Below are 21,163 nucleotides of genomic sequence, written 5' to 3' on the forward strand. Positions count from 1 at the left end.
GGATGCCTGGTTGTCGGGTTACCGTTCGAGTGGCGTTGCGGACTTTTCCCGTTTGACATGGGGGCGGGAGGTACCGTCACACTCCGCAGCGATACCGCTGCCGAAATGTAAGCACTTGCCGACCGGAGAGAAGAGCAGAAGTTGTCCCCGACCCGCGACACCGCGAACGGCGGGCGTCGACTCGTGATCGTCGAGTCACCCGCCAAGGCTAAGACGATCAAGGGCTATCTCGGCCCTGGCTATGTGGTCGAGGCCAGCGTCGGGCACATCCGCGACCTTCCGAACGGCGCCGCCGAGGTCCCCGCCAAGTACAAGGGCGAGTCCTGGGCACGCCTCGGCGTCAATGTCGATCACGACTTCGAACCGCTGTATGTGATCAACAGTGACAAGAAGGAGCAGGTCAAGAAGTTGAAGCAGCTTCTTGCCGAGTCCGACGAACTTCTGCTCGCCACCGATGAGGACCGCGAGGGCGAGGCCATCGCCTGGCACCTCCAGGAAGTGCTCAAGCCCAAGGTGCCGGTGCGCCGGATGGTCTTCCACGAGATCACCAAGGACGCCATCCAGGACGCGGTGCGCAATCCCCGCGATCTGAACCAGCGCCTCGTCGACGCCCAGGAGACCCGCCGCATCCTCGACCGTCTGTACGGGTACGAGGTCTCGCCCGTGCTGTGGAAGAAGGTCATGCCGAGGCTTTCGGCGGGCCGTGTGCAGTCGGTCGCCACCCGGCTCGTGGTCGAGCGGGAACGGGAGCGGATGGCATTCCGCTCCGCCGAATACTGGGACCTGACCGGTACGTTCGCGACGGGGCAGGCGGGGGATGTCTCGTCCGGAACCGGCGATCCCGGGACATTCGGCGCCCGGCTCACCACGGTGGACGGCCGGCGCGTTGCCCAGGGCCGCGACTTCGGGTCCGACGGGCAGCTGAAGGAAGCCAAGGGCAGCAAGGAAGCGCTGCTGCACCTCGACGAAGAGGGCGCCAGGACACTGGCAGCCGCTCTGGAGAACACGGACTTCGCGGTCCGCTCCGTCGAGTCGAAGCCGTACCGCCGCTCCCCGTACGCCCCCTTCCGTACGACCACGCTCCAGCAGGAGGCGAGCCGCAAGCTCGGCTTCGGGGCGAAGTCCACGATGCAGGTGGCGCAGAAGCTGTACGAGAACGGCTTCATCACCTATATGCGTACGGACTCGACGACGCTCTCGGACACCGCGATCACCGCGGCCCGTGCGCAGGTCACGCAGCTGTACGGCGCCGACTACCTGCCGGACAAGCCGCGTACGTACGCCGGCAAGGTCAAGAACGCGCAGGAGGCGCACGAGGCGATCCGTCCCTCGGGAGACCGCTTCCGCACCCCGGCCGAAACCGGCCTGACGGGGGATCAGTTCCGGCTGTACGAGCTGATCTGGAAGCGGACCGTCGCCTCCCAGATGAAGGACGCCGTCGGTCAGTCGGTGACCGTCAGGGTCGGCGGGCTCTCCTCCGACGGCCGCGACGCCGAGTTCAGCGCCACGGGCAAGATCATCACCTTCCATGGCTTCCTGAAGGCGTATGTCGAGGGTGCCGACGACCCCAACGCCGAACTGGACGACCGCGAGCGGCGGCTGCCGCAGGTGGCCGAGGGCGACCCGCTGCGCGCCGAGGAGCTGTCGGTCGACGGGCACGCCACCAAGCCGCCGGCCCGCTACACCGAGGCGACCCTCGTCAAGGAGCTGGAAGAGCGGGAGATCGGGCGGCCCTCGACCTACGCGTCGATCATCAGCACGATTCTGGACCGGCGTTACGTGTTCAAGAAGGGCACGGCGCTCGTGCCGTCCTTCCTGAGCTTCGCCGTCGTCGGACTGCTGGAGAAGCACTTCGGGCGGCTCGTCGACTACGACTTCACCGCCAAGATGGAGGACGACCTCGACCGCATCGCGGCCGGGAGCGCCGAGTCCGTGCCCTGGCTGCGCCGCTTCTACTTCGGTGAGGGCGACGGCGTCGGATCCGTCGGCTCGGCGGCCGATTCCGGGAACGGCGACGGCGATCACCTCGGCGGACTGAAGGAACTGGTGTCCGACCTCGGCGCCATCGACGCGCGCGGCGTCTCCTCCTTCCCCGTCGGCGAGGGCATCACCCTGCGCGTCGGCCGCTACGGCCCGTACGTCGAGGGCCCCAGCGAGACCGAGGGCGAGCCGGGGCAGCGGGCCGATGTGCCCGACGATCTGCCGCCGGACGAACTGACGGTCGACTACGCCAAGGAACTGCTGGCCAAGCCCAGCGGCGACTTCGAACTCGGCACCGACCCCGAGACCGAGCGCCCGATCGTCGCTCGGGACGGACGGTACGGGCCCTACGTCACCGAGGTGCTGCCCGAGGGCACACCGAAGACCGGCAAGAACGCGGTCAAGCCCCGTACGGCTTCGCTGCTCCGCTCCATGTCGCTGGACACGGTCACGCTCGAACAGGCGCTCAAGCTGCTGTCGTTGCCCCGCGTCGTCGGCGTCGACCCCGAGTCGGGCGAGGAGATCACCGCGCAGAACGGGCGCTACGGGCCCTACATGAAGAAGGGCACCGACTCGCGCTCACTGGAGAGCGAGGAGCAGATCTTCTCCGTCACGCTGGAGCAGGCGCTGGAGATCTACTCCAAGCCGAAGCAGCGGGGAAGGGCAGCGGCCAAGCCGCCGCTCAAGGAGCTGGGCACCGACCCGCAGACCGAGAAGCCGGTAGTCGTCAAGGACGGTCGTTTCGGTCCGTATGTGACCGATGGGGAGACGAACGCGACGCTCCGGAAGGATGACGACGTCGAGTCGATCACCCCGGAGCGTGGGTTCGAACTCCTCGCGGACAAGAGGGCCAAGTCGCCCGCCAAGAAGACGACGGCGAAGAAGACGGCGGCGAAGAAGGCCCCGGCCAAGAAGGCAGCGGCGAAGAAGGCTCCCGCCACCAAGGCGGCTGCCAAGAAGGCGCCGGCCAAGAAGGCGACGGCGAAGAAGGCCCCCGCCAAGAAGGCCACCGCCAAGAAGAGCGCGGAGAGCGCGGACAAGAAGTCCTCCTCCGAGTAGTTCGGAGCAGTCGCAATGGAGGGGCCGGTCCCGGTGCAGAGGGGGCCGGTCCCTGTCCCGGTGGCGGCCCGTACCGGCCCGGGGGCGCGGAGGATCCGGGCTCGCCTCCTGTCACCGTTCAGGGGATTCCGACCCCGGGGCGAAGGGGACAGTTGTTCGGGCAGCGACGCAGGGGGAGGGTCCCTCCCTATACGCTGGCGGAATGACGCGTGCAGAGCAGCCAACGGGCGCGAACCCCTTTCCCCCCACCGCCCCCGACGACTCCCTGGCCGCGGAATCCCGCGAGGGCGCCGTGAGCGCGCTGCTGCGTTTCCCACCGTTGCGACGGCTGTGGAGCGCACAGTTCACGAGCGGGATCGGCGACATGCTGGCACTGCTGGTGCTGTTGCTGCTGGCCATGCAGGCGGCGGCCGTACGCGGCGTCGCCGGGGAACCGGTGTTCGGCGGTGGATACCGCGGAATGGCCCTCGTCGTGGCCGCGGTCTTCGGACTCCGGCTCCTGTCCACGCTCCTGTTCGGAGCGGTACTGATGGGCCCGGTCTCCGCGCTGGTCAACGGCGCGCGGGAGAAGAAGATCCTGGACCGGCGCTGGACGCTGTTCGGGGCCGACGTACTACGGGCGCTCGCACTGATCGTGGCGCCCCTGTGGATCGACTGGACGCCGGGCAGTGCCTTCCTCGTCCTGCTGATCACCATCTTCGTGACGGGCGGAGCCGAGCGGCTCTCGACCGTGACGCGGGACAGCACGGCTCCGGCGCTGCTCCCGGTGGCGCCGCCCGAGGCGGGGGTCGTACGGCCGCTGCCCGACCACCATGACGCGCTGCGCCGCCTGTGGCTGCGTACGAGCTTCGTCTCGCTTCCGATCGCCGCCGCCGTGCTTGTCGCCGTCACGCTGGTCGGCAACCTGCTCGGGGCCGGCATCGACTGGTTCGGCACCCATCAGGCGGCGCTTGCCGCCTATGTCGCGGCGGGGCTCTTCGCCGCTGCCGCCTCCGTCGTCTTCTTCCTGGAGCTGCCCGACGGGCCGACGCCGCGCCCCCGTTCGCCGCTGGAGGGGCTGCGCAGGCCCAAGTCCGGCGGCGGAACGGACAAGGGGCGCACGGGTGCCGTACCGCTGCTGGTGCTCGCCGGCGCTGCCGTCGGCGGTGCCGTCGCGGCTGCCGTCGCGCTCGCGCCGCTGCACGCCGCCGACCTCGGCGGCGGGCCCGTCGCCTTCGGGCTGCTCGCGCTCGTGCTGACCGGAGGCACCGTCGGGGGCATCAGGCTCGCTCCCCATACGCTGCCCGCGCTCTCGCGGCGCCGGCTGCTCGCGCTCGTGATCGCGCTCACCGGTGTCGCACTGCTCGCGGCCGGGCTCGTGCCCGACACGGCGACGGTGATCGGCCTCGCGCTGCTCGCGGGGCTCGCGGCCGGTGTCTCGGCCAACACGCTGCACACGCTGCTCGACCAGGAGACCGAGGACTTCCGCAGGTCCCGTACGACCGAGCACCTGCAGGCGGTCGTACGGCTGTCCGTCGGGGTGTGCGCGCTGGTCGCGCCCGTGGTGGCAGCCGTCATCGGGCCCCACAGGGTCGAGGACGGCGCCTTCGTGTTCGATCACGGTGGTGCCTCGTTCACGCTGATGCTCGTCGGTGCGCTGCTGCTGCCCGTCGGAGCGCTCGTACTCGGGCGTACGGACGACAGGCAGGGCGTTCCGCTGCGGCGCGACCTCCTTGAGGCGTTCGGCGCCGGCCGGGCAGCGCAGAAGCCCGCGGGCTCCGGCTTCTTCCTCGTACTCGAAGGCGGCGACGGGGCCGGCAAGTCCACGCAGGTCGAGGCGCTCGCCGAGTGGGTACGCGGCAAGGGCCACGAGGTCGTCGTCACCAAGGAGCCCGGCTCGACGCCCGTCGGCAAGCGGCTGCGCTCCATCCTGCTCGACGTGTCCTCCGCCGGTCTCTCGCACCGGGCCGAGGCGCTGCTGTACGCGGCCGACCGTGCCGAACACGTGGACACCGTGGTGCGGCCCGCGCTGGAGCGCGGCGCCGTGGTCATCTCCGACCGCTACGTCGACTCCTCCGTCGCCTACCAGGGCGCCGGACGCGATCTGTCGCCCACCGAGGTCGCCCGCATCTCCCGCTGGGCGACGGACGGGCTCGTTCCGCACCTGACCGTGCTGCTCGACATCGCACCCGAAACCGCACGTGAGCGCTTCACCGAGGCCCCCGACCGGCTGGAGTCCGAGCCGGCGGAGTTTCATGAGCGCGTACGCGCCGGCTTCCTCACCCTCGCTGCGGCCGACCCGGCCCGCTACCTCGTCGTCGACGCGGGGCAGGAGCCCGAGGGCGTCACCACCGTCGTACGCCACCGCCTCGACCAGGTGCTTCCCCTCTCCGATGCCGAGAAGGAGGCCCAGGAAGAGGCCCGTAGGAAGGCCGAGGAAGAGGCCCGCAGGAAGGCGGAGGAAGAGGCCGCGCGCAAGGCCGAGGAGGAGCGCCAGGAGCGCGAGCGGCAGGAGCAGCTGGAGAAGCTGCGTGCCGAGGAAGAGGAGCGCAAGCGGCGCGAGGCCGAACTGGAGCGCCAACGCGAAGAGGCGCTGCGCGCCGAGGAAGCCCGTAAGCAGGCAGAGGAAGCCCGCCGTATCGCCGAGGAGGAGCGCAAGCGGCGCGAGGCGGAGGAGCGGCAGCGCGAGGAGGAGCAGGAGCGGCTGCGCCAGCGCGCCGCGGAGGAAGCACGGCTGCGCGCCGAGGCCGAAGAGCGGCGCCTGGAGCGTCAGCGCAAGGCCGAGGAGGCGCTGCTGCGCGCCGAGGAGGCCCGGGCGGCGACCGCGCGGGCGCACTCGATGCGCAAGGACACGCCTTCGGCTTCCGCCGGGACCGGTTCGGAGGCGTCCTCCGCCGGGGCCTCCGGCGGAGGGGCGACCTCCGGGGCGCCCTCGCACTCCATGCGCAAGGGGACGACGGCGCCGGACGGGACCGAGGCCGATACGGCGCAGATTCCGCAGGTGTCGCCCGAGTCGGGCTCGGCCGGATCGCCGGAGTCGTCCGGCGACGAGGAGACGACTCTGCTGCCGCAGGTGTCGGACGACTCGGGTGCTGCGGGTGCCTCGGGTGTCTCGGACGCCGAGGAGACGACCGTGCTGCCGCGGGCCTCGGACGACCCCGAGGAGACGGCGCAGATTCCGCACGCGGCGCCGGGTTCGGACGCCGGCGGTACCGGGGCGGGAGAGGGCGCCGGTGACGAGACCACTGTGCTGCCCCGTTTCCAGGCACCGGGAGAGGCGAGCGAACCGGGCGAGGACCGTACCCGGGAGCTGCCGCAGGTGGACGAGTCCGGGCGCCCCCGCCCCGCATGGGCGGAGGAGACCCCGCTCGACGACGTGCCGTCGTTGGCCGACGAGTTGCTCGGGCTTCCCGAGGACGGCGAGGACCGGGGAGACGAGTCCGGGGGCGGACGCCGGTAGCGGTCACCTCGACGGCGGCGGCGGCGGTCGGTCCCGGAGACGTGCCCGGACGCCGCTGACGGGGCCGGACGCCGGTCACCGGGTGCGGGGCCACCGCTGGTGGGACGCGCGGTGCGTGCGCCGGTAACGGGCGCTGTCGCTCGTCGGCGCGCTTCCTGCCGGGCGTTCCCACCTGCGCTTTCCCCGGCGAGGGCGTTCCTGTCAGTGGCGTCCGGGACAATGGCGGCATGAGCGTGTGGGACGACCTCGTAGGGCAAGAGCGTCCGGCGGGGCAGCTGAGGGCTGCCGCGCGGGACGCCGACGCGTTCGTGACGGCGGAGGCGGCGGAGCGCGGGTCGGCCGGACTGTCCGGCTCGGCCATGACGCACGCGTGGCTGTTCACGGGCCCGCCGGGTTCGGGACGGCCCACGGCCGCACGTGCGTTCGCCGCCGCGTTGCAGTGTGTGAGCCCGGACAGGGCGCTGGGCGGTGAGCCGGGATGCGGGTTCTGCGACGGGTGTCACACCTCGCTGCTGGGCACGCACGCCGACGTCGAGATCGTCCGTACGGACCTGCTGTCCATCGGCGTCAAGGAGACCCGCGACCTCGTACGCAGAGCACAGATGTCGCCCTCGGCCGGCCGCTGGCAGACGATCGTCATGGAGGACGCCGACCGCCTGACGGAGGGTGCGGGGAACGTCCTGCTCAAGGCCATCGAGGAGCCCGCACCGCGCACGGTGTGGCTGCTGTGCGCGTCGTCGACGGAGGACGTGCTGCCGACGATCCGTTCACGCTGCCGCCACCTGGCACTGCGTACGCCCCCCGTGGACGCGGTGGCCGACCTGCTGATGCGGCGCGACGGTGTCGACCCCGAGACGGCGGCCTTCGCCGCGCGCGCCACGCAGGGCCACATCGACAGGGCGCTGCGGCTGGCGACGGACGAGCGCGCGCGGGCACGGCGCGAGGCGGTGCTGCGGCTGCCGGGCAAGGTCGACGACGTAGGGACCGCGCTGCGTGCGGCCCAGGAGCTGGTGGACGCGGCGGGCGAGGACGCCAAGCAGGTCGCCGGTGAACTGGACGCGAAGGAGACCGAGGGCCTGCGCGCGGCGCTCGGCGGTTCCGAGGGCAAACGGATGCCGCGCGGCACCGCGGGCGCCATGAAGGAGCTGGAGGACAAGCAGAAGCGGCGTGCCACGCGTACCCAGCGCGACTCCCTCGACCTGGCGCTGACCGACCTCATGGGCTACTACCGCGACGTACTGGCACGGCAGTTGGGCTCGAACGTCGCCCTGGCGCACACGGAGGCGGCCGAGACGATCGGGAGACTGGCCGCGAACTCACGCCCCGAGCAGACGCTGCGCCGTATAGAAGCCGTACTGGACTGCCGGCAGGCACTCGACCGCAACGTCGCGCCGCTGCTCGCTGTCGAGGCGATGACGATGGCCCTGCGGGCGGGCTGACGCGGTTGGGCGGGGCAACGTCGTTGGGGGAGCCGGTCGTGCGGGTGGGCGCCGGTGGGCGCAGATGATGTCGGTTGTGCCGGAGCGGTACGACGGTGGCTGCGGTCGGTGCCCGCGCGACGGTCGCCGCGTTCGTATCCGTACGACTGCGGTCGGTGTCCGTGCGACGGTCGCCGCGTTCGCGTCCGTACGACGGTCGCCGCGGTGGGGCACGTACGGCGAGTCGGTGGCGGGCGTACGGCAGTTGGGGCGCCGCTCGGGCCGAACCGGTTGGCCGTGTGGTGCTGGGGACCACTGTGGTGCTGCTCACTCGTCCGGCTGGAGACGGGCGGTAGGGGCATGGCCTGGACCGGTCCGGATACGCTCCCAGCACATGCCGCGAGCGGAGGGACCGCATCATGCACACCACACGTTTCCTCCGCGTTCCGGGTGTCGGGATCGCGGTCGCGGGACTGCTGATCTCGGGCTGTACGAACGGTGGTTCGCCGGAGGAACCGCACTCGGAGGCGTCGGCGACCAGTACCAGCGCCGGGGCGCCGGCGCCGCCGCTCAAGCCGCTGCCCGCGAAGGTGCCCGACGGCCTCAGGCCGTACTACGGCCAGAAGCTCGACTGGCGCGGCTGCGGCCCCGCCGGCTTCGAGTGCGCCACACTCCGCGTGCCGTTGGACTATGAGCACCCGCGAAGCGGTTCGGAGCACGAGGTGCGCCTGGCCGTCACGCGGACGAAGCCGGGCGGGTCGGGGGCGAAGCCGGGCGGGTCGGGTAGGAAGCGTGCCGGTTCGCTGCACGTCAACCCGGGTGGCCCCGGCGGCTCGGCCGTCGAGTACGTGCAGCAGTCGGCCGGTGTGGCCTACCCGGCCGAGGTGCGCGAACGGTTCTCGCTGGTCGGCATGGACCCGCGTGGCGTCGGTCGCAGCGAACCCGTCGAGTGCCTCAGCGACAAGCAGATGGACGCGTACACCCGCGTCGACCAGACGCCGGACGACGAGGGCGAGACCGTCGAACTCTCCGCCGCTTACGGGAAGTTCGGGCAGGGCTGCCAGAAGCGTTCGGGCAAGCTGCTCGGGCACGCGTCGACCATGGAGGCCGCCCGCGACATGGACGTGCTGCGTGCGGTGCTCGGCGACAAGAAGCTGAACTATGTGGGTGCCTCCTACGGCACGTACCTCGGCGCCACCTACGCCGGTCTGTTCCCGCAGCGCGCGGGCCGCCTCGTCCTCGACGGCGCCATGGACCCCTCGCTCTCCTCCCTACGGGTCAACCGGGAGCAGACGGCGGGCTTCGAGGCGGCGTTCAAGGCGTTCGCGCGCGACTGCGTCTCCCACTCGGACTGCCCCCTCGGCGACGGCACCGTACGGGAGGCGGGCGCCCAACTGAGCGCCTTCTTCGAACGGGTTGACCGCAAGCCGCTGGACACCGGCTCCCCGCGCCGCAGCCTCACCGAGTCCCAGGCGACGACGGGTGTGATCCGCGCGATGTACGACGAGGGGTCCTGGCCGGTCCTGCGCGAGGCGCTGACCGCCGCGAAGAAGGGCAACGGCGAACAGCTTCTCGCCCTCTCGGACGACTACTACGAGCGCGGTCCCGACGGCTCCTACAGCAACACCATGTACGCGAACCCGGCCGTGAACTGCCTGGACCTGCCGCCCGCCTTCACCGGCCCTGACGAGGTGAAGAAGGCGCTGCCTTCCTTCGAGAAGGCCAGCCCCGTCTTCGGCCGTGGCTTCGCCTGGGCGGCGATGAACTGCGCCGACTGGCCCCAGGACCCCACCGGCTCCCCGCACCGCATCGCCGCCGAGGGCGCCGACCCCGTCGTCGTGGTCGGCACCACCCGCGACCCCGCAACCCCATACCGCTGGGCCCGCGGCCTCGCCGGCCAGCTCAGCACGGGCCGCCTCGTCACGTACGAGGGCGACGGCCACACCGCCTACCTGCGCGGCAGCCGCTGCGTGGACGAAGCGATCAACGGCTACCTCCTGCGCGGCCAGGCCCCCCAGAACGGCACAACCTGCCGCTGACCAGCCCAGACCCCCGCCTCTCGCCCGGCCCCAGCCCGGTCGGGAGCACCCCCGCAAACCCTGTAGACTTATCGCCGCTGCGGCTGCCACGCTGGCATCCACGCAGCTTGCCGCCTTAGCTCAGTTGGCCAGAGCGACGCACTCGTAATGCGTAGGTCGGGGGTTCGACTCCCCCAGGCGGCTCCGCCTAACCCCAGGCCAGAGGTTCTCTGGCCTGGGGTTTTCTGTATCAGCGGATGCGACGGCGGCGCCTCGCCCTCTCGGCGCGGGTCTGCCCAGTCTCAGTTTTGGTCTCAGACGTGGCCCGGGGCGACGGCATGAAGGCGTCCCCCATGCGCCGCATGGCCTCCTTCGACAGTTCCGACCGACCCTTGACGTACCGCCGCGTCCGGCTGATCTGGTGTGCCGCAGGATCTCCATGATCGTAGGCATGTCCCCCCGGCTTGTTCAGGATGGTGCCGGCCGTGTGGCGGCTTCGGCTGTAGGACGACGATCCAGCAGTTCTTTGAACTCCTCCCAATCCGCTGGCCCTGCGGCCGGTAGCGGTCGGCCCAGCGGGCTGCGGTGGTGTGACTGACTTGTAAGCGTTCCGCAGCCTGGTGCAACGGCCAGCCCTTGCCCACAAGACAACGGGCCGGACGCAGACGGCCGGTCGGGGTCGGCGGAGCGTTACGGTGGATGGTGGGCCTTCTGCCCTCGTCGGTAGATGTCGCAATCCACACCAGCCAGAAGGCCCTCACCTCGTTCGAACACCCTTCAGAGGGCACCCGTCACCAATGTGCCGGGACAACACAGCTACGGCGACACGGTGCTCGCGGACCGCGTCTGCATGGGAGCCGGACCGTGGGCACAACCCCAGACGTCCGACAGGCCGTGTCCTGACACCAGCTCGGCAGACGGACAACCGCGAGCTGTCCGCAGTGCGGGCTCCGGTGGAGCGGGGTGTGGCGTGGCCCGTCTGAAGGACGGGGCATCTTCCACAAAGCCGGGGGCAGACCGAATCGAATGACATCAATCACCGCGCCGTCCTCCTTCTGGAACGGCAACGCTGAAAGGGCACCAGTGGGTGGGGCCTGGTGGTGAGTTGGGTTGAGTTGGCATGATCTTGATCACATGCGTGGGGCCTGAGTTGCTGGTGGTGAGCGAGGGGGCAGGTATGCCAGCGGCACGATTCGACAGTGGTTCGTTACGGACTGCGATGACGAGTGGGGTCCAGATGGGCAAGGCGTTCGCTGCGGGGTCGCAGCGCGTACGGATATCCGGCTGGGGCGGCGAACGGCGGGTGGCCGTATGAAGGACGCTTCGGCTGCTCCCGCACACGAACGGGTCGTTGTCCCCGCGTTCTGGTGCCCGTTGCCGGCGCCGAGTGCACAGTTCTCCCGGCCGGACGAGCTGGAGGCCGGGGCTCTGGAGTGGCTGCGGCTGAGGATGCTGGAGACGGAGCCGACGCAGTTGCGGCGTCTGGAGCAGGCGGATTTCGGCGACTTGGCCGCGCTGACCATGCCGTACGGGCACCCGGAGGCGCTGCTCACGGCGACGAAGCTGCACGCGACATTGTTCTCGCTCGACGACGATGTGGACGAGGGCACGGTGGCGCCGGAGCAGATGGCGCGTCAGGTGGAACGGATACTCGCGCTGTTGGACGGGTCGGCCGAGCCGCGTGCGGACGACTCGGCCCGGGCTCTGGCGCTGCGGGAGATACGTATCGACCTGGAGGGCCACGCCACGCCGCCGCAGGTGCGGCGCTGGGTGGCGGGTATGGAGAGGTATCTGTCGGCGGTGGTGGCAGAGACGGCTTTCCGGCGCTCCGAGCGGCTGCCGAGCCTGGAGGAGTATCTGCCTGTGTGGATGGGGGCCATAGGCATGGCACCCTCCACGGCGCTGATCCCGGTCGTAGCGGGGATCGAGGTGAGCGACGGCGAGTTGGACAGGCCCGATGTGCGGGCACTGACGGAGATGACGTGGGCCCTTGTCGCTCTGGACAACGATCTGTACTCCCGTGAGAAGGAGTTGCACCGCGCGGGTGACGCGCTGAACGTGGTGGATGTGCTGGCTCGCGAGCACCGCACCTCGCTGAGCCGTGCCCAGGACGAGGCTGTGGTGCTGCGGGACCGGGTGATGGCGCTTTTCCTGCGGCTTCTGGAGCAGGTTGCGGCGGATGCGGGGGCTCCCCTGCGGCAGTATCTGGAGGGGCTGGCGCAGTTTGTGCGCGGGCACCTGAACTGGGCTTCCGAGTGCGTGCGTTACGCCGCCGCCGCCGCCGCCGACGTCGACGACGCCGCGGACGCCAAGGCCGGCGGGAACGCGGCGGAGAGGACGGGACGCCCGCCGGCGGCGTGGTGGGCATCCCGTCCCACCGACGACAGCCTGCGCCCGCTCCCGGTCGCTTCGGTCAGGTGGTGGTGGGAGCAACTGGCCGTGTAGGACGCGCGGTTCACGTGGCCCCCGTAGCCGTTCGTCCCGGGTCCTCCGTTCCGGAGTCGTCCACTCCTGAGCTCTCTTCCGGAGCCCCCGTCCCGTCCGGAGTCCCGTCCCTGCGCGGTTTACTGCCGCGCGGGGTAGCGCCGGTGGCGCGTGTTGGCGGCTGGCCCGGTGCGGCCTACCCGTGGGACAGGGCGTGAGGTGTTGCGGTGCCGCTCTGCGGTATCGGCGCGTGCTGGGGCTGGGCTCCGGGGGGACCGCCTACGCCGGCCCTGTGGGGGCGGGGTGTGAAGGTGACGGGGAGCCGGTCGAGGTGACGGGACATCAGGGCCTGGCTCTCGTGGACCTCGCTTGTGGGGACGGCCAGTCGTAGCCCCTCAAGCCGTTCCTGGAGCACGTCGATGCCGGCGGACACGATGCCGCGCGCGAGGTTCTTACCGGGGCACTCGTGGGGGCCTGCGGAGAAGCTCAGATGCGCGTTGTTGCCGTGCATCGGCTCGTCCAGGTCGGGGCGGATCTTCGGGTCGCGGTTGGCGGCTGCCAGACCGTGCACGAGGAGGTCGCCCTTGCGTATCCGCTGCTCGGCCAGGTCGGTGTCCGCCGTCGCCCAGCGTCCGACCAGGCGGGGGAAGGGGGGCGAGTCCCACAGGACCTGTTCGACCGCGGTGGGCAGCGTCATCTGGCCTCCGGCCAGGTGGCCGCGGAAGCGCCGGTCGGAAAGGCTCATCCGTAGCGTGCTGCCCAGCAGGGGTGCAGTGGTGGAGTGCGTGGCGGTGAGCAGCATCCGCAGGTGTTCGGCCACCTCCTGCCGCAGGTGTTCCTCGCCTAGGCGCTCGCCCAGCTTGTGGGTGATCAGCCGGGACGTGATGTCGTGTCCGGGCACCTCGCGCTTGAGCGCGACGAGGTCGTAGAGGAGCCGGGTGATCTGTTCGCTACTGGTCACAGCGGTCGCCGACCCACTGATCGTGTCCCGTACGGAGTCGACCAGGGCCGGAACGTGGGCTTCCGAGAGGCCGAGCAGCCGGGATATGACGCGCAGGGGCAGCAGGTCCGCGAACTCCGAGATCAGGTCGGCCGAGCCGCGCGCCGCGAACTGGTCGATGAGCTGGTGGCTGCGCCACACGACGTAGCGGTGCACGCCGTGACCGCCGGACTCGGACTCCTGGCGGCTGGAGAAGTTGGCGAGGCTCTGGGTGACGGCAGCGCGCAGCCGTGTGTGTTCCTCGCCGTCGGTGAGGTTGGTCAGCGGCTGCCAGGCCGTGAGCGGGGCCAGGGGGCTGCCCTCGTCGAGCTGGATGTTCCAGTGCCGCGAGTCACGCGTGAAGAGGGAGGGGTTGCGCATCACTTCGAGGTTCTCCCGGTAGCCCAGGATCAGCCACGCGGGTACGTCGCCCTGCAGGGTGACAGGGGCGACGGGCCCGAAGCGCTTGCGCAGCGCCTCCTCGGCCGCCGTGTAGTCCGCCTCCACCTCGGGCCCGTACAGTCTCGCGCTTTCGATGCCGCGCGCGTGCGCGGGGCACCCGGGGGGTGGTCCCGACTTCGAGGCGAAATGGGGATGTTCGTACGGCGGCGTGGTCACAAGGTCTCCAACAATCAACCGACAGGCGGCGGGCTCCGGTGCCCGCTGCGATCTTGTTGGAGAGCCTAGGCGTCAACGCCTTCCAGCAGAAGCCGACTTCGGCGGCGGGAGCCCGCCCCCCGGCCGCCCCGCCCCGCCGCCCCGGATCCGCGAGCCTCAGGTGAGGGCCGAGGCCGGTTCCTGCGCCGTGTGGGGGCTGCGCGCGCGCAGGATCACCTTCGCCATGATGCGCGGATGTGCCATCGCGGCGGGTGACTTGAGCATGTGGAAGACGGAGAAGAACGTCCTGAGCACGGCGGGGTCCTTGTCGTGCACAGCCAGGTACAACAGCCTCTGCTTGTACCAAGCCGTCATGCGCAGTGGCGCGCTCGCCTTCCGCCCGCCGACCACCGCCGCCCACACACGGTCCTCGCTCGTCGCCATCAGCCACGGAACCTGGGCCAGCCGTGCCACGCGGCGCTGCACGTGGTGTGCGAGCCCGTCAAGCGACTCGCGTCCGGCGAGTGCCTTGCCCAGCTCAACGGCCTGGAGGACCGCTACGGTCATGCCCTGCCCGTAGACCGGGTTGAACGCGCAGTACGCGTCGCCCAGCGCGACCAGCCGCTCAGGCCGGCGCGGCAGCTTGTCGTACTGGCGGCACCTGTTGCGCGTGTCGAGGTGCTGGTGCGACGGGCCGACGGGCTTCGCGTCGGCCAGCAGGGCGCGCAGGTCCGGGTTGTCCAGCGACTCCGCGTACGCGCGCCACTCGTGGTCGTCCAGCGGCGGCTGCGTCCCGCCGGCGCCGAACAGGGTGACGAGCCAGCGGTCCTGGCCGATGTCAGCGGCGTAGGTGCCCCCGGGGCGGTCGGGTGCCTGGTTCATCTGCTGCAGTCCGTGTACCCCGGGTACCCCGGGCGCTTCGAACACGCGGCTTACGTAGGTGAGGCCGCCGTCCACGATCTTCTCGGCGGGCTGCGGGTACCGCACCTGCTGAAGCCAGTCCGGCAGCCGTGAGGCCCGCCCGCTGGCGTCCACGACCAATGCGGCTTCCAGCAGCTCCTGTTCACCGCCGCAGCTGATCACCACGCCGTCCACACGGCGGTTGTCCGCGTCCATGTGCAGGCCCTCGACGGCCGTTCCGTCGCGCACCGTCACCCGGGGCAGGTTCAGCACGCGGCGCCTGATGGCCGCCTCCAGGTCGTCGCGGTGCGCTGTCTGGACCTCGATCCCGATCGTCGCCGCCGGGAGCGTGCCGGCCCACACCTGTGTACGGGCACTGCCGTGGTCGAACACGGGCGCTCCCCCGGACCGCAACTCCTCGCGCAGGCCAGGGAAGAGAGCCTCCAGGTGCTCGGCCCCGCGCGCGAGCAGGCCGTGCACGTGACGGGCCTGCGGGGTGCCGCGCCGTGGAGACGAGTCCTCGGGCAACTGTGCCCGTTCCACCAGAACCACCGCGTCGAAGTGCTGGGACAGCACGGCCGCCGTCGTCAGTCCGCAGATACCGGCGCCTATGACTATCGCAGTGCCCTGATGCATGCCTCACCTCTCCACCGACAGTTGAAGATCAAAGCCTGCCCCGGTCCGGTGGCGGAAATGCGTGTTACCGACCCGGCCGTGTTCAGAACTGATCGGTTACGTCGGTTGGGTGGGGTGCCTTCTGGTGGGCGATACGGCGGCTTGCTACGGCGGCCCTGCTACGGCGACCTGCTACGGCGACCTGCTACGTCCCGGGCAGGAGCCGGGGGAGTGGGGCGGGCTGCTCCGCAACGGGGTTCAGTTCGGCGCCGGTTGGCAGTGGGGGCACCAGAGGGTGGTGCGGCCTGCGATGCGGGTGGAGCGCAGGTGGGTTCCGCAGCGGGGGCAGGGGGCGTTGTGCGGGGCGTCGCGGTGGCCGGTGAGCCAGGTGTCGCGGGGTGGTACCTGTCCTGCGCTGACCGAGGAGCGCAGTACGCGGCGCATGGTGCGGTACAGGTTGGCGCGTTCGTCGTCCGAGAGTGAGGCGGTGGAGCGGGCCGGGTGCAGCTTGGCCTGCCAGAGGATCTCGTCGGCCAGCAGGTTGCCGAGGCCGGCCAGGAGCGACTGGTCCATGAGGGCCGACTTGAGCCCGCCCCGCTTTCCGGCGAGTGCGGCCTCGAAGTCGGTGCGGGAGACAGACAGCGCGTCGGGGCCCTGGTCGAGGAGCTGGGCGGCGTCGCGGTCCTCGGCGAGCCAGAGGCCCTTGAGTTTGCGCATGTCGCGGTAGCGGAGCTGGCGCTCGTTGCCGAGGGTGAACAGGACGCGGTCATGAGCGTGGAGGTCCTCGTCGGCGCGGGCACACACGAGGCGGCCTGTCATGCCGAAGTGCAGCAGCACGGTGGGGCCTCCCGTACGGGCGAGCAGCCACTTCCCGCGCCGTTCGGGCTCCGTGAACCTGCGGCCCTCCAGGTCGCGGCGGAACCGCTGGGCGCTGACCTCGTGCAGGACGCCCGTGTCCCGTACGTCGACCCGCTTGATCGTCCGGCCCTGCGCACAGTCGGCGAGGACCCGTCGGAAGCCCTCTACATCGGGGAGTTCGGGCATGGCCGCACCTCGCTACCGGTGGATCGCGCTTTCCGTCCAGCGTACGAGGGGTGGCGGTCCGGCGCCTGCCGGTGGGGGAGGGGCGGAAGCCGGGCCGGGAGGGCTGGGCACGCTGGGGAGCGGTGCGGGGCGGGGTGCGTGCGTCCGTGGCGGCCAGGCGGCCAGGCGGCGAGGGGGTCTGGTGGCCGAGCGGCCGAGCGGCCTCGTGCCGTGGCGCGTTCAGCCGGTCGCTGTGACGACGCCGTTCCGGTGGGCGAAGACGACGGCCTGGACGCGGTCACGCAGGCCCAGCTTCGTCAGGATGCGGGACACGTACGTCTTCACCGTCTCGTGGCTGAGGACCAGCTGCGCCGCGATCTCGGCGTTGGACAGCCCGGCTGCGATCAGTTCCAGCACCTGGTACTCACGCGCGGTCAGGTCGGTGAGCGGTGTGTGTGCGTTTGTGCGGGGGTCGGTGCCTGGACGTATCCGGTCGGCGAAGCGGCCGATCAGCCTGCGCGTCACGGCGGGCGCCAGCAGCGAGTCCCCGGTGGCCACGGTGCGCACAGCGTTGATCAGGTCCGCCGGCGGTGCGTCCTTGAGCAGGAAACCGCTGGCTCCGGCGCGCAGGGCCTCGTACACGTACTCGTCGAGGTTGAAGGTGGTGACCACCAGCACCTTGATCGGTGCGCCGGCGTCCGGCCCTGCGAGCAGCCTGGTTGCCTCGATGCCGTCGAGTACGGGCATCTGGATGTCCATCACGACGACATCGGGGCGCAGCCGCACGGCCTGTTCGACGGCGGAACGGCCGTCACCGGCCTCCCCGGCGATCTCCACATCGGGCTGCGCGCCGAGGATGGTGACGTAGCCGGCCCGCACGAGCTGCTGGTCCTCGCAGATCAGCACGCGGATCGGGGTGGTGGGCCCGGTCGGGCCGCCGGTCCTGGCAGTGGGGGCGGTGGCGCCCGGCCTGCCCGTGGAGTCGTTACCCCCTGTGAAGCGGGTCGGATCGGTCATGCCGCACCCCGCACCGGAATACATGCTTCCACGGTGAATCCGCCTCCCTCGCGCCCGCCTGCCCGTAGTTCACCGCCGAGCAGGCCGACCCGCTCCTTGAGTCCGGTCAGGCCACGGCCCGGTGTCGTGGCGCCGACCTCGGGGCCCGCGGTGCGCACCTCGATCCCGACCGTGTCGGTGCTGTAGCGGACCAGGATCTCCGAGGGGCGACCCGGGGCGTGCTTACGTGCGTTGGTCAGCCCTTCCTGGGCGATGCGGTAGACGGCGAGTTCCACTCCGCCGTCCATCGGCCCCCGTTCGCCCTCTTGCGTCATCCGCACATCCTGACCCGCCCTGCGGGTTTCGTCGATCAGGTCGTCGAGCAGGCCGACCGCCGGGGTGCCGGGTGCGGGCGGCGAGTCGGACGCGTCCAGTACGTCGAGGAGGTGGCGCAGTTCGGTCAGTGCGCGGCGGCCGGTGTCGCTGACGGTGCCGAGTCCTTCCGTGACCCTCTCCGGGTGGTCCAGCAAGTACTGCGTCGCTTCGGCCTGTACGACCATCGCGGTCACATGGTGGGTCACCACGTCGTGCAACTCCCGTGCGATCCGGGCCCGTTCCCTGGAGACGGCCAGCCTCGCCTCGTAGCGGCGCCGTGCGGCCTCACCGGTCCGCCAGACGCGTATCCAGGCGCCCGCTCCCGCGAACCCGAGCAGGAAGAGGGAGAAGGCCGCGAAGTCCCAGGGCCCCTCCGGCGAGCCCAGAGCGGCGAGTACCGCCGACAGCGCCGCGTAGACCACCGCGAACGCCGCTGCGCCGACGAGCCGGAAGCGGACCTGGTGTGCGCCGAGGCTGTAGAGCGCGAGGTACAGCCCGTAGCCGGCCACCGTGGGCGGGTAGCCGAGCGCCTGGTGTACGGCGAATGCCGCGGTGACGAGCGCCAGACAGAGCAGGGGCCGGCTGCGGCGCAGCAGCAGCGGAAGGCTCTGCGCGACGGTCAGCAGCACGCCAGGTGCGTCGAGGGCGCGTTCCGGCATGCTGCCGAGGACCACACCGGCGTCGGCGAGCTGGGGTACGAAGGCCAGCACGGTGACGCCGCCCGCCAGCACCCCGTCCTGGACGGTGGCCCGCCGGGAGTGCCAGCGCCCGACGAGCGCGCTCCACCGCGCCGTCTCTCCTGCCTGGTCGCCCTGCCCCGTCAGAGGCGGCCGTTCCGGTTGCTGCGTCTGTCGTGTCCGGTGCGGCTGTTCCGCCCGTTTCATCTCGTTCACCTGCGGCTGTTCCGTCCTGTCAGGCATGAGGGCGCGCGGGGGCCTGGTGTGCGCGGGGGCCTGGCGTGCGCGGGAGACGGTGTGCTCTTCAGGCCAGTATCTGTCCGCTACTGGTGCGAGTGTGCCCAACACCGTCCGCGGTCCCGGCGGGGCGCCGGGCGTCCGGTGCAAGTGCCCGGCACAAGCGTCCCGAAGAAGCGTCTCCAGGAATGAGTGTTCCTCCCCATGCCCGTACGTCCGCCCACGCCCGTACGTCCGCGTATCACCGCCGCCCAGCGCCGCGACCGCCTCGCCGTACGGCACCGGCTCGTTCCGTACGCCAGGGGCCGTACGCCGGAGGAGGTCACGGACGCGGTGGTGGCCCTGCACGCGAGCGACCCGGCTTCCGTGCACCTCTCGGCTCTGGCGCGGCTGGCGGACCCGGGGTTCGCCGTGGACAAGGTGCTGGACGAGGCGCTGTACGAGGAAGCCTCGCTGGTACGCATGCACGGGATGCGGCGCACCCTCTTCGTGGTCACGGACCGGCTCGCTCCCGTGCTCCAGGCATCCACCATGCACAGGATCGCCGCGACCGAACGCCGTTCGCTGGACGCCTTCGTGGCCGGGGGCGGCCTCGGCGCCGGCCTGCTCGCCGGGGCGGAGCAGGCCGTGCGTGACGTTCTCGCCGAGCACGGCAGCCTCAGCGCTGCCCAACTCGGCGGGTACGTACCGGCGTTGCGCGAGTCGGTGGTCGTCGCGCCCGGCAAACCGTACGAGAGCAGGCAGACGGTCGGGCTCCATCTGCTGCGGGTGATGGCCATGGAGGGCACTCTCGTACGGGGCAGGCCGCTCGGTTCCTGGGTCTCGGGCCAGTACATGTGGGCCCTGGCGGAGCCGCACGGCCCGGCGGCCGAGGACGAGGCGCGCGCCGCACTGCTGCGTGAGTATCTCGCCGCCTTCGGTCCGGCCACCGAGGCCGACATCAAGTGGTGGACGGGCTGGCCCGTCACGGCCGTGCGCAAGGCGCTGTCCGCCGAGCGCGCCCAGCCCGTCGACCTGGACGACGGCGGCACGGGCTGGCTTCTGCCCGACGACGCCACAGCTCACGCCACAGCTCACGCCGGCGCCGCGCCCCGACCGGAGCCGTGGGCCGCGCTGTTGCCCTCCCTGGACCCCACCGCGATGGGCTGGAAGCAGCGTGACCACTACCTGCCGGCAGCGCACACGGCCGACCTCTTCGACCGCACCGGCAACATCGGCCCCACCGTGTGGTGGAACGGCCGCATCGTCGGTTCCTGGACCGTCCTCCCCGACGGCCGTGTCAGATGGGGCGTGCTGGAGGATGTCGGACGCGACGGCACGGCCGCGATCGAGAGCGAGGCGGCCCGCCTCCAGGATCTCCTCGCCGGCGCCCGCTTCACCCCCCGCTTCCCCACCCCTCTCGAACGCCGCCTCGCCACCGCTTCCTGAACCCCGGCAAACCCGGTCAGTAACCGTTCCCGGCCGCAGCGTGACGCCTTCGCCGGCCGGGGCGGGCCGGGCCTGACGGGTGGTCCAGAGGGCTGGTTAGACTGGTTCGAGCGAAGGGGAGTAGTCCCGAGATACCGGTGGGTCGACATACTGGTGCGTCCGTGCAGCGGACGGACCCGGCTACCGGGCCTCCGTACCTGGTGCGGCGGTGGACGAGACCTTCGGCCATGGCATGACGACGCCGGCAGCTGCCGGCGTCACCCGTCGTGCCGGGTCGAGCGGTCCTCCCGTCGCGCCGAGCAGGGCGTTCTCGTGAAGGTCCGGGGACCCGGCCCTCAGCAGAAAGCCTCTTCGTATGTCTCTCGATCCTGTCGCGATCGCCACCGCCTTCGGGCTGATCTTCCTCGCGGAGCTGCCGGACAAGACGATGTTCGCCTCCCTGGCGATGGGGACGCGGATGCGGCCCCTCTATGTCTGGTTCGGCACCTCTACGGCGTTTCTCGTGCACGTCGCCATCGCGGTCGGCGCCGGCAGCCTCATCGGGCTGCTGCCGAACATGGCGGTGAAGCTGGTGTCGGCGGCGCTGTTCGCCTTTGGTGCCTTTGTGCTGCTGCGTGCCGGCGGCGACGGTGAGGGGGAGGAGGGGGCCGACGGGGCAGGCCGGGCCGTGACCGGGTTCTGGCCCGTCTACACCACCGCCTTCATGGCCGTGTTCATCAGCGAGTGGGGCGATCTGACGCAGATCACCACGGCGAACCTCGCCGCAACCAACGGCCTCGCCGCCACCGCGATCGGCGCCGCGGCGGCGCTGATGTCCGTATCGGCGCTGGCGCTGCTGGTGGGACGGTTCATCGCGAAGCGCGTTCCGCTCAAGACGGTGCAGCGCATCGGCGGGGCCTGCATGGCGGGGCTCGCGATCTGGTCGCTGGTCGAGGCGTTCACGGGCTGAGGTCCTACGGGCGCGCCGCCGGGCGTCCATGGTGTGCAGCGACGTTGGG

General features: G+C 71.1%; 12 protein-coding genes, 1 tRNA gene and 2 pseudogenes. 8 read left to right on the forward strand and 7 right to left on the reverse strand.

The features are described 5' to 3' along the window. The first annotated feature begins 141 nt into the window (after positions 1-141). From topA to NMN56_RS08115, 5 genes are all read left to right on the forward strand, one after another. The gene (gene topA / locus NMN56_RS08095) at positions 142-3,039 is read left to right on the forward strand and encodes a type I DNA topoisomerase (protein WP_274044373.1); all 2,898 of its coding nucleotides are present in this window, start codon (positions 142-144) and stop codon (positions 3,037-3,039) included. A gap of 202 nt (positions 3,040-3,241) precedes the next feature. Continuing rightward, positions 3,242-6,478 (forward strand): dTMP kinase, encoded by a 3,237-nt coding sequence (tmk, locus tag NMN56_RS08100; protein WP_274044372.1) that lies wholly within the window; start codon positions 3,242-3,244, stop codon positions 6,476-6,478. 227 nt (positions 6,479-6,705) lie between these two features. Further along, complete coding sequence (locus NMN56_RS08105) at positions 6,706-7,917, forward strand: DNA polymerase III subunit delta' (protein WP_274044371.1); 1,212 nt, start codon at positions 6,706-6,708, stop codon at positions 7,915-7,917. A gap of 398 nt (positions 7,918-8,315) precedes the next feature. Next, complete coding sequence (locus NMN56_RS08110; RefSeq protein ID WP_274044370.1) at positions 8,316-9,935, forward strand: alpha/beta hydrolase; 1,620 nt, start codon at positions 8,316-8,318, stop codon at positions 9,933-9,935. Positions 9,936-10,044: 109 nt separating this feature from the next. After that, positions 10,045-10,118: transfer RNA gene (locus NMN56_RS08115), tRNA-Thr, on the forward strand. Positions 10,119-10,164: 46 nt separating this feature from the next. Here NMN56_RS08115 and NMN56_RS08120 read toward each other — a convergent pair. Both NMN56_RS08120 and NMN56_RS08125 read right to left on the reverse strand, forming a co-directional pair. Then, positions 10,165-10,493, reverse strand: a pseudogene (locus NMN56_RS08120) (tyrosine-type recombinase/integrase); the annotation flags it as partial. After that, a pseudogene (locus tag NMN56_RS08125) lies at positions 10,463-10,615 on the reverse strand (helix-turn-helix domain-containing protein); the annotation flags it as partial. The pseudogenes NMN56_RS08125 and NMN56_RS08120, both read right to left, overlap by 31 nt. 610 nt (positions 10,616-11,225) lie before the next feature. Here NMN56_RS08125 and NMN56_RS08130 point away from each other — a divergent pair. Continuing rightward, complete coding sequence (locus NMN56_RS08130) at positions 11,226-12,359, forward strand: terpene synthase family protein (protein ID WP_274044369.1); 1,134 nt, start codon at positions 11,226-11,228, stop codon at positions 12,357-12,359. Positions 12,360-12,534: 175 nt separating this feature from the next. Here the strand turns inward: NMN56_RS08130 and NMN56_RS08135 are convergent, their stop codons facing one another. The 5 genes from NMN56_RS08135 to NMN56_RS08155 all read right to left on the reverse strand — a co-directional run bounded on the left by NMN56_RS08135 (position 12,535) and on the right by NMN56_RS08155 (position 18,707). Next, entirely contained in the window at positions 12,535-13,935 is a 1,401-nt protein-coding gene (locus NMN56_RS08135) for a cytochrome P450 family protein (RefSeq protein WP_274044367.1), read from the reverse strand. Between the two features lie 156 nt (positions 13,936-14,091). Further along, positions 14,092-15,450, reverse strand: a complete 1,359-nt coding sequence (locus tag NMN56_RS08140) for an FAD-dependent oxidoreductase (protein WP_274044366.1) — start codon at positions 15,448-15,450, stop codon at positions 14,092-14,094. Positions 15,451-15,687: 237 nt separating this feature from the next. Beyond that, positions 15,688-16,473 carry an Fpg/Nei family DNA glycosylase gene (locus NMN56_RS08145; RefSeq protein ID WP_274044365.1) on the reverse strand — a complete coding sequence of 262 codons (786 nt, stop codon included), beginning with the start codon at positions 16,471-16,473 and terminating at the stop codon, positions 15,688-15,690. Between the two features lie 219 nt (positions 16,474-16,692). Continuing rightward, positions 16,693-17,469: a response regulator gene (locus NMN56_RS08150; RefSeq protein ID WP_274044364.1), complete on the reverse strand. Its 777-nt coding sequence runs from the start codon at positions 17,467-17,469 to the stop codon at positions 16,693-16,695. Next, positions 17,466-18,707 (reverse strand): sensor histidine kinase, encoded by a 1,242-nt coding sequence (locus tag NMN56_RS08155; protein WP_274044541.1) that lies wholly within the window; start codon positions 18,705-18,707, stop codon positions 17,466-17,468. The genes NMN56_RS08150 and NMN56_RS08155 overlap by 4 nt, the downstream gene beginning before the upstream one ends. A 234-nt stretch (positions 18,708-18,941) precedes the next feature. Here NMN56_RS08155 and NMN56_RS08160 point away from each other — a divergent pair, with 234 nt between their 5' ends. Both NMN56_RS08160 and NMN56_RS08165 read left to right on the forward strand, forming a co-directional pair. Beyond that, positions 18,942-20,165, forward strand: coding sequence for a winged helix DNA-binding domain-containing protein (locus tag NMN56_RS08160; protein WP_274044363.1), 1,224 nt, complete (start codon positions 18,942-18,944; stop codon positions 20,163-20,165). A 355-nt stretch (positions 20,166-20,520) separates the two neighbouring features. Then, on the forward strand, positions 20,521-21,114 hold the full coding sequence (locus tag NMN56_RS08165; RefSeq protein ID WP_274044362.1) for a TMEM165/GDT1 family protein: 594 nt from the start codon (positions 20,521-20,523) through the stop codon (positions 21,112-21,114). Positions 21,115-21,163 lie beyond the last annotated feature (49 nt).

The sequence above is a fragment of the Streptomyces iconiensis genome (assembly GCF_028657195.3).
GTDB lineage: Bacteria > Actinomycetota > Actinomycetes > Streptomycetales > Streptomycetaceae > Streptomyces > Streptomyces iconiensis.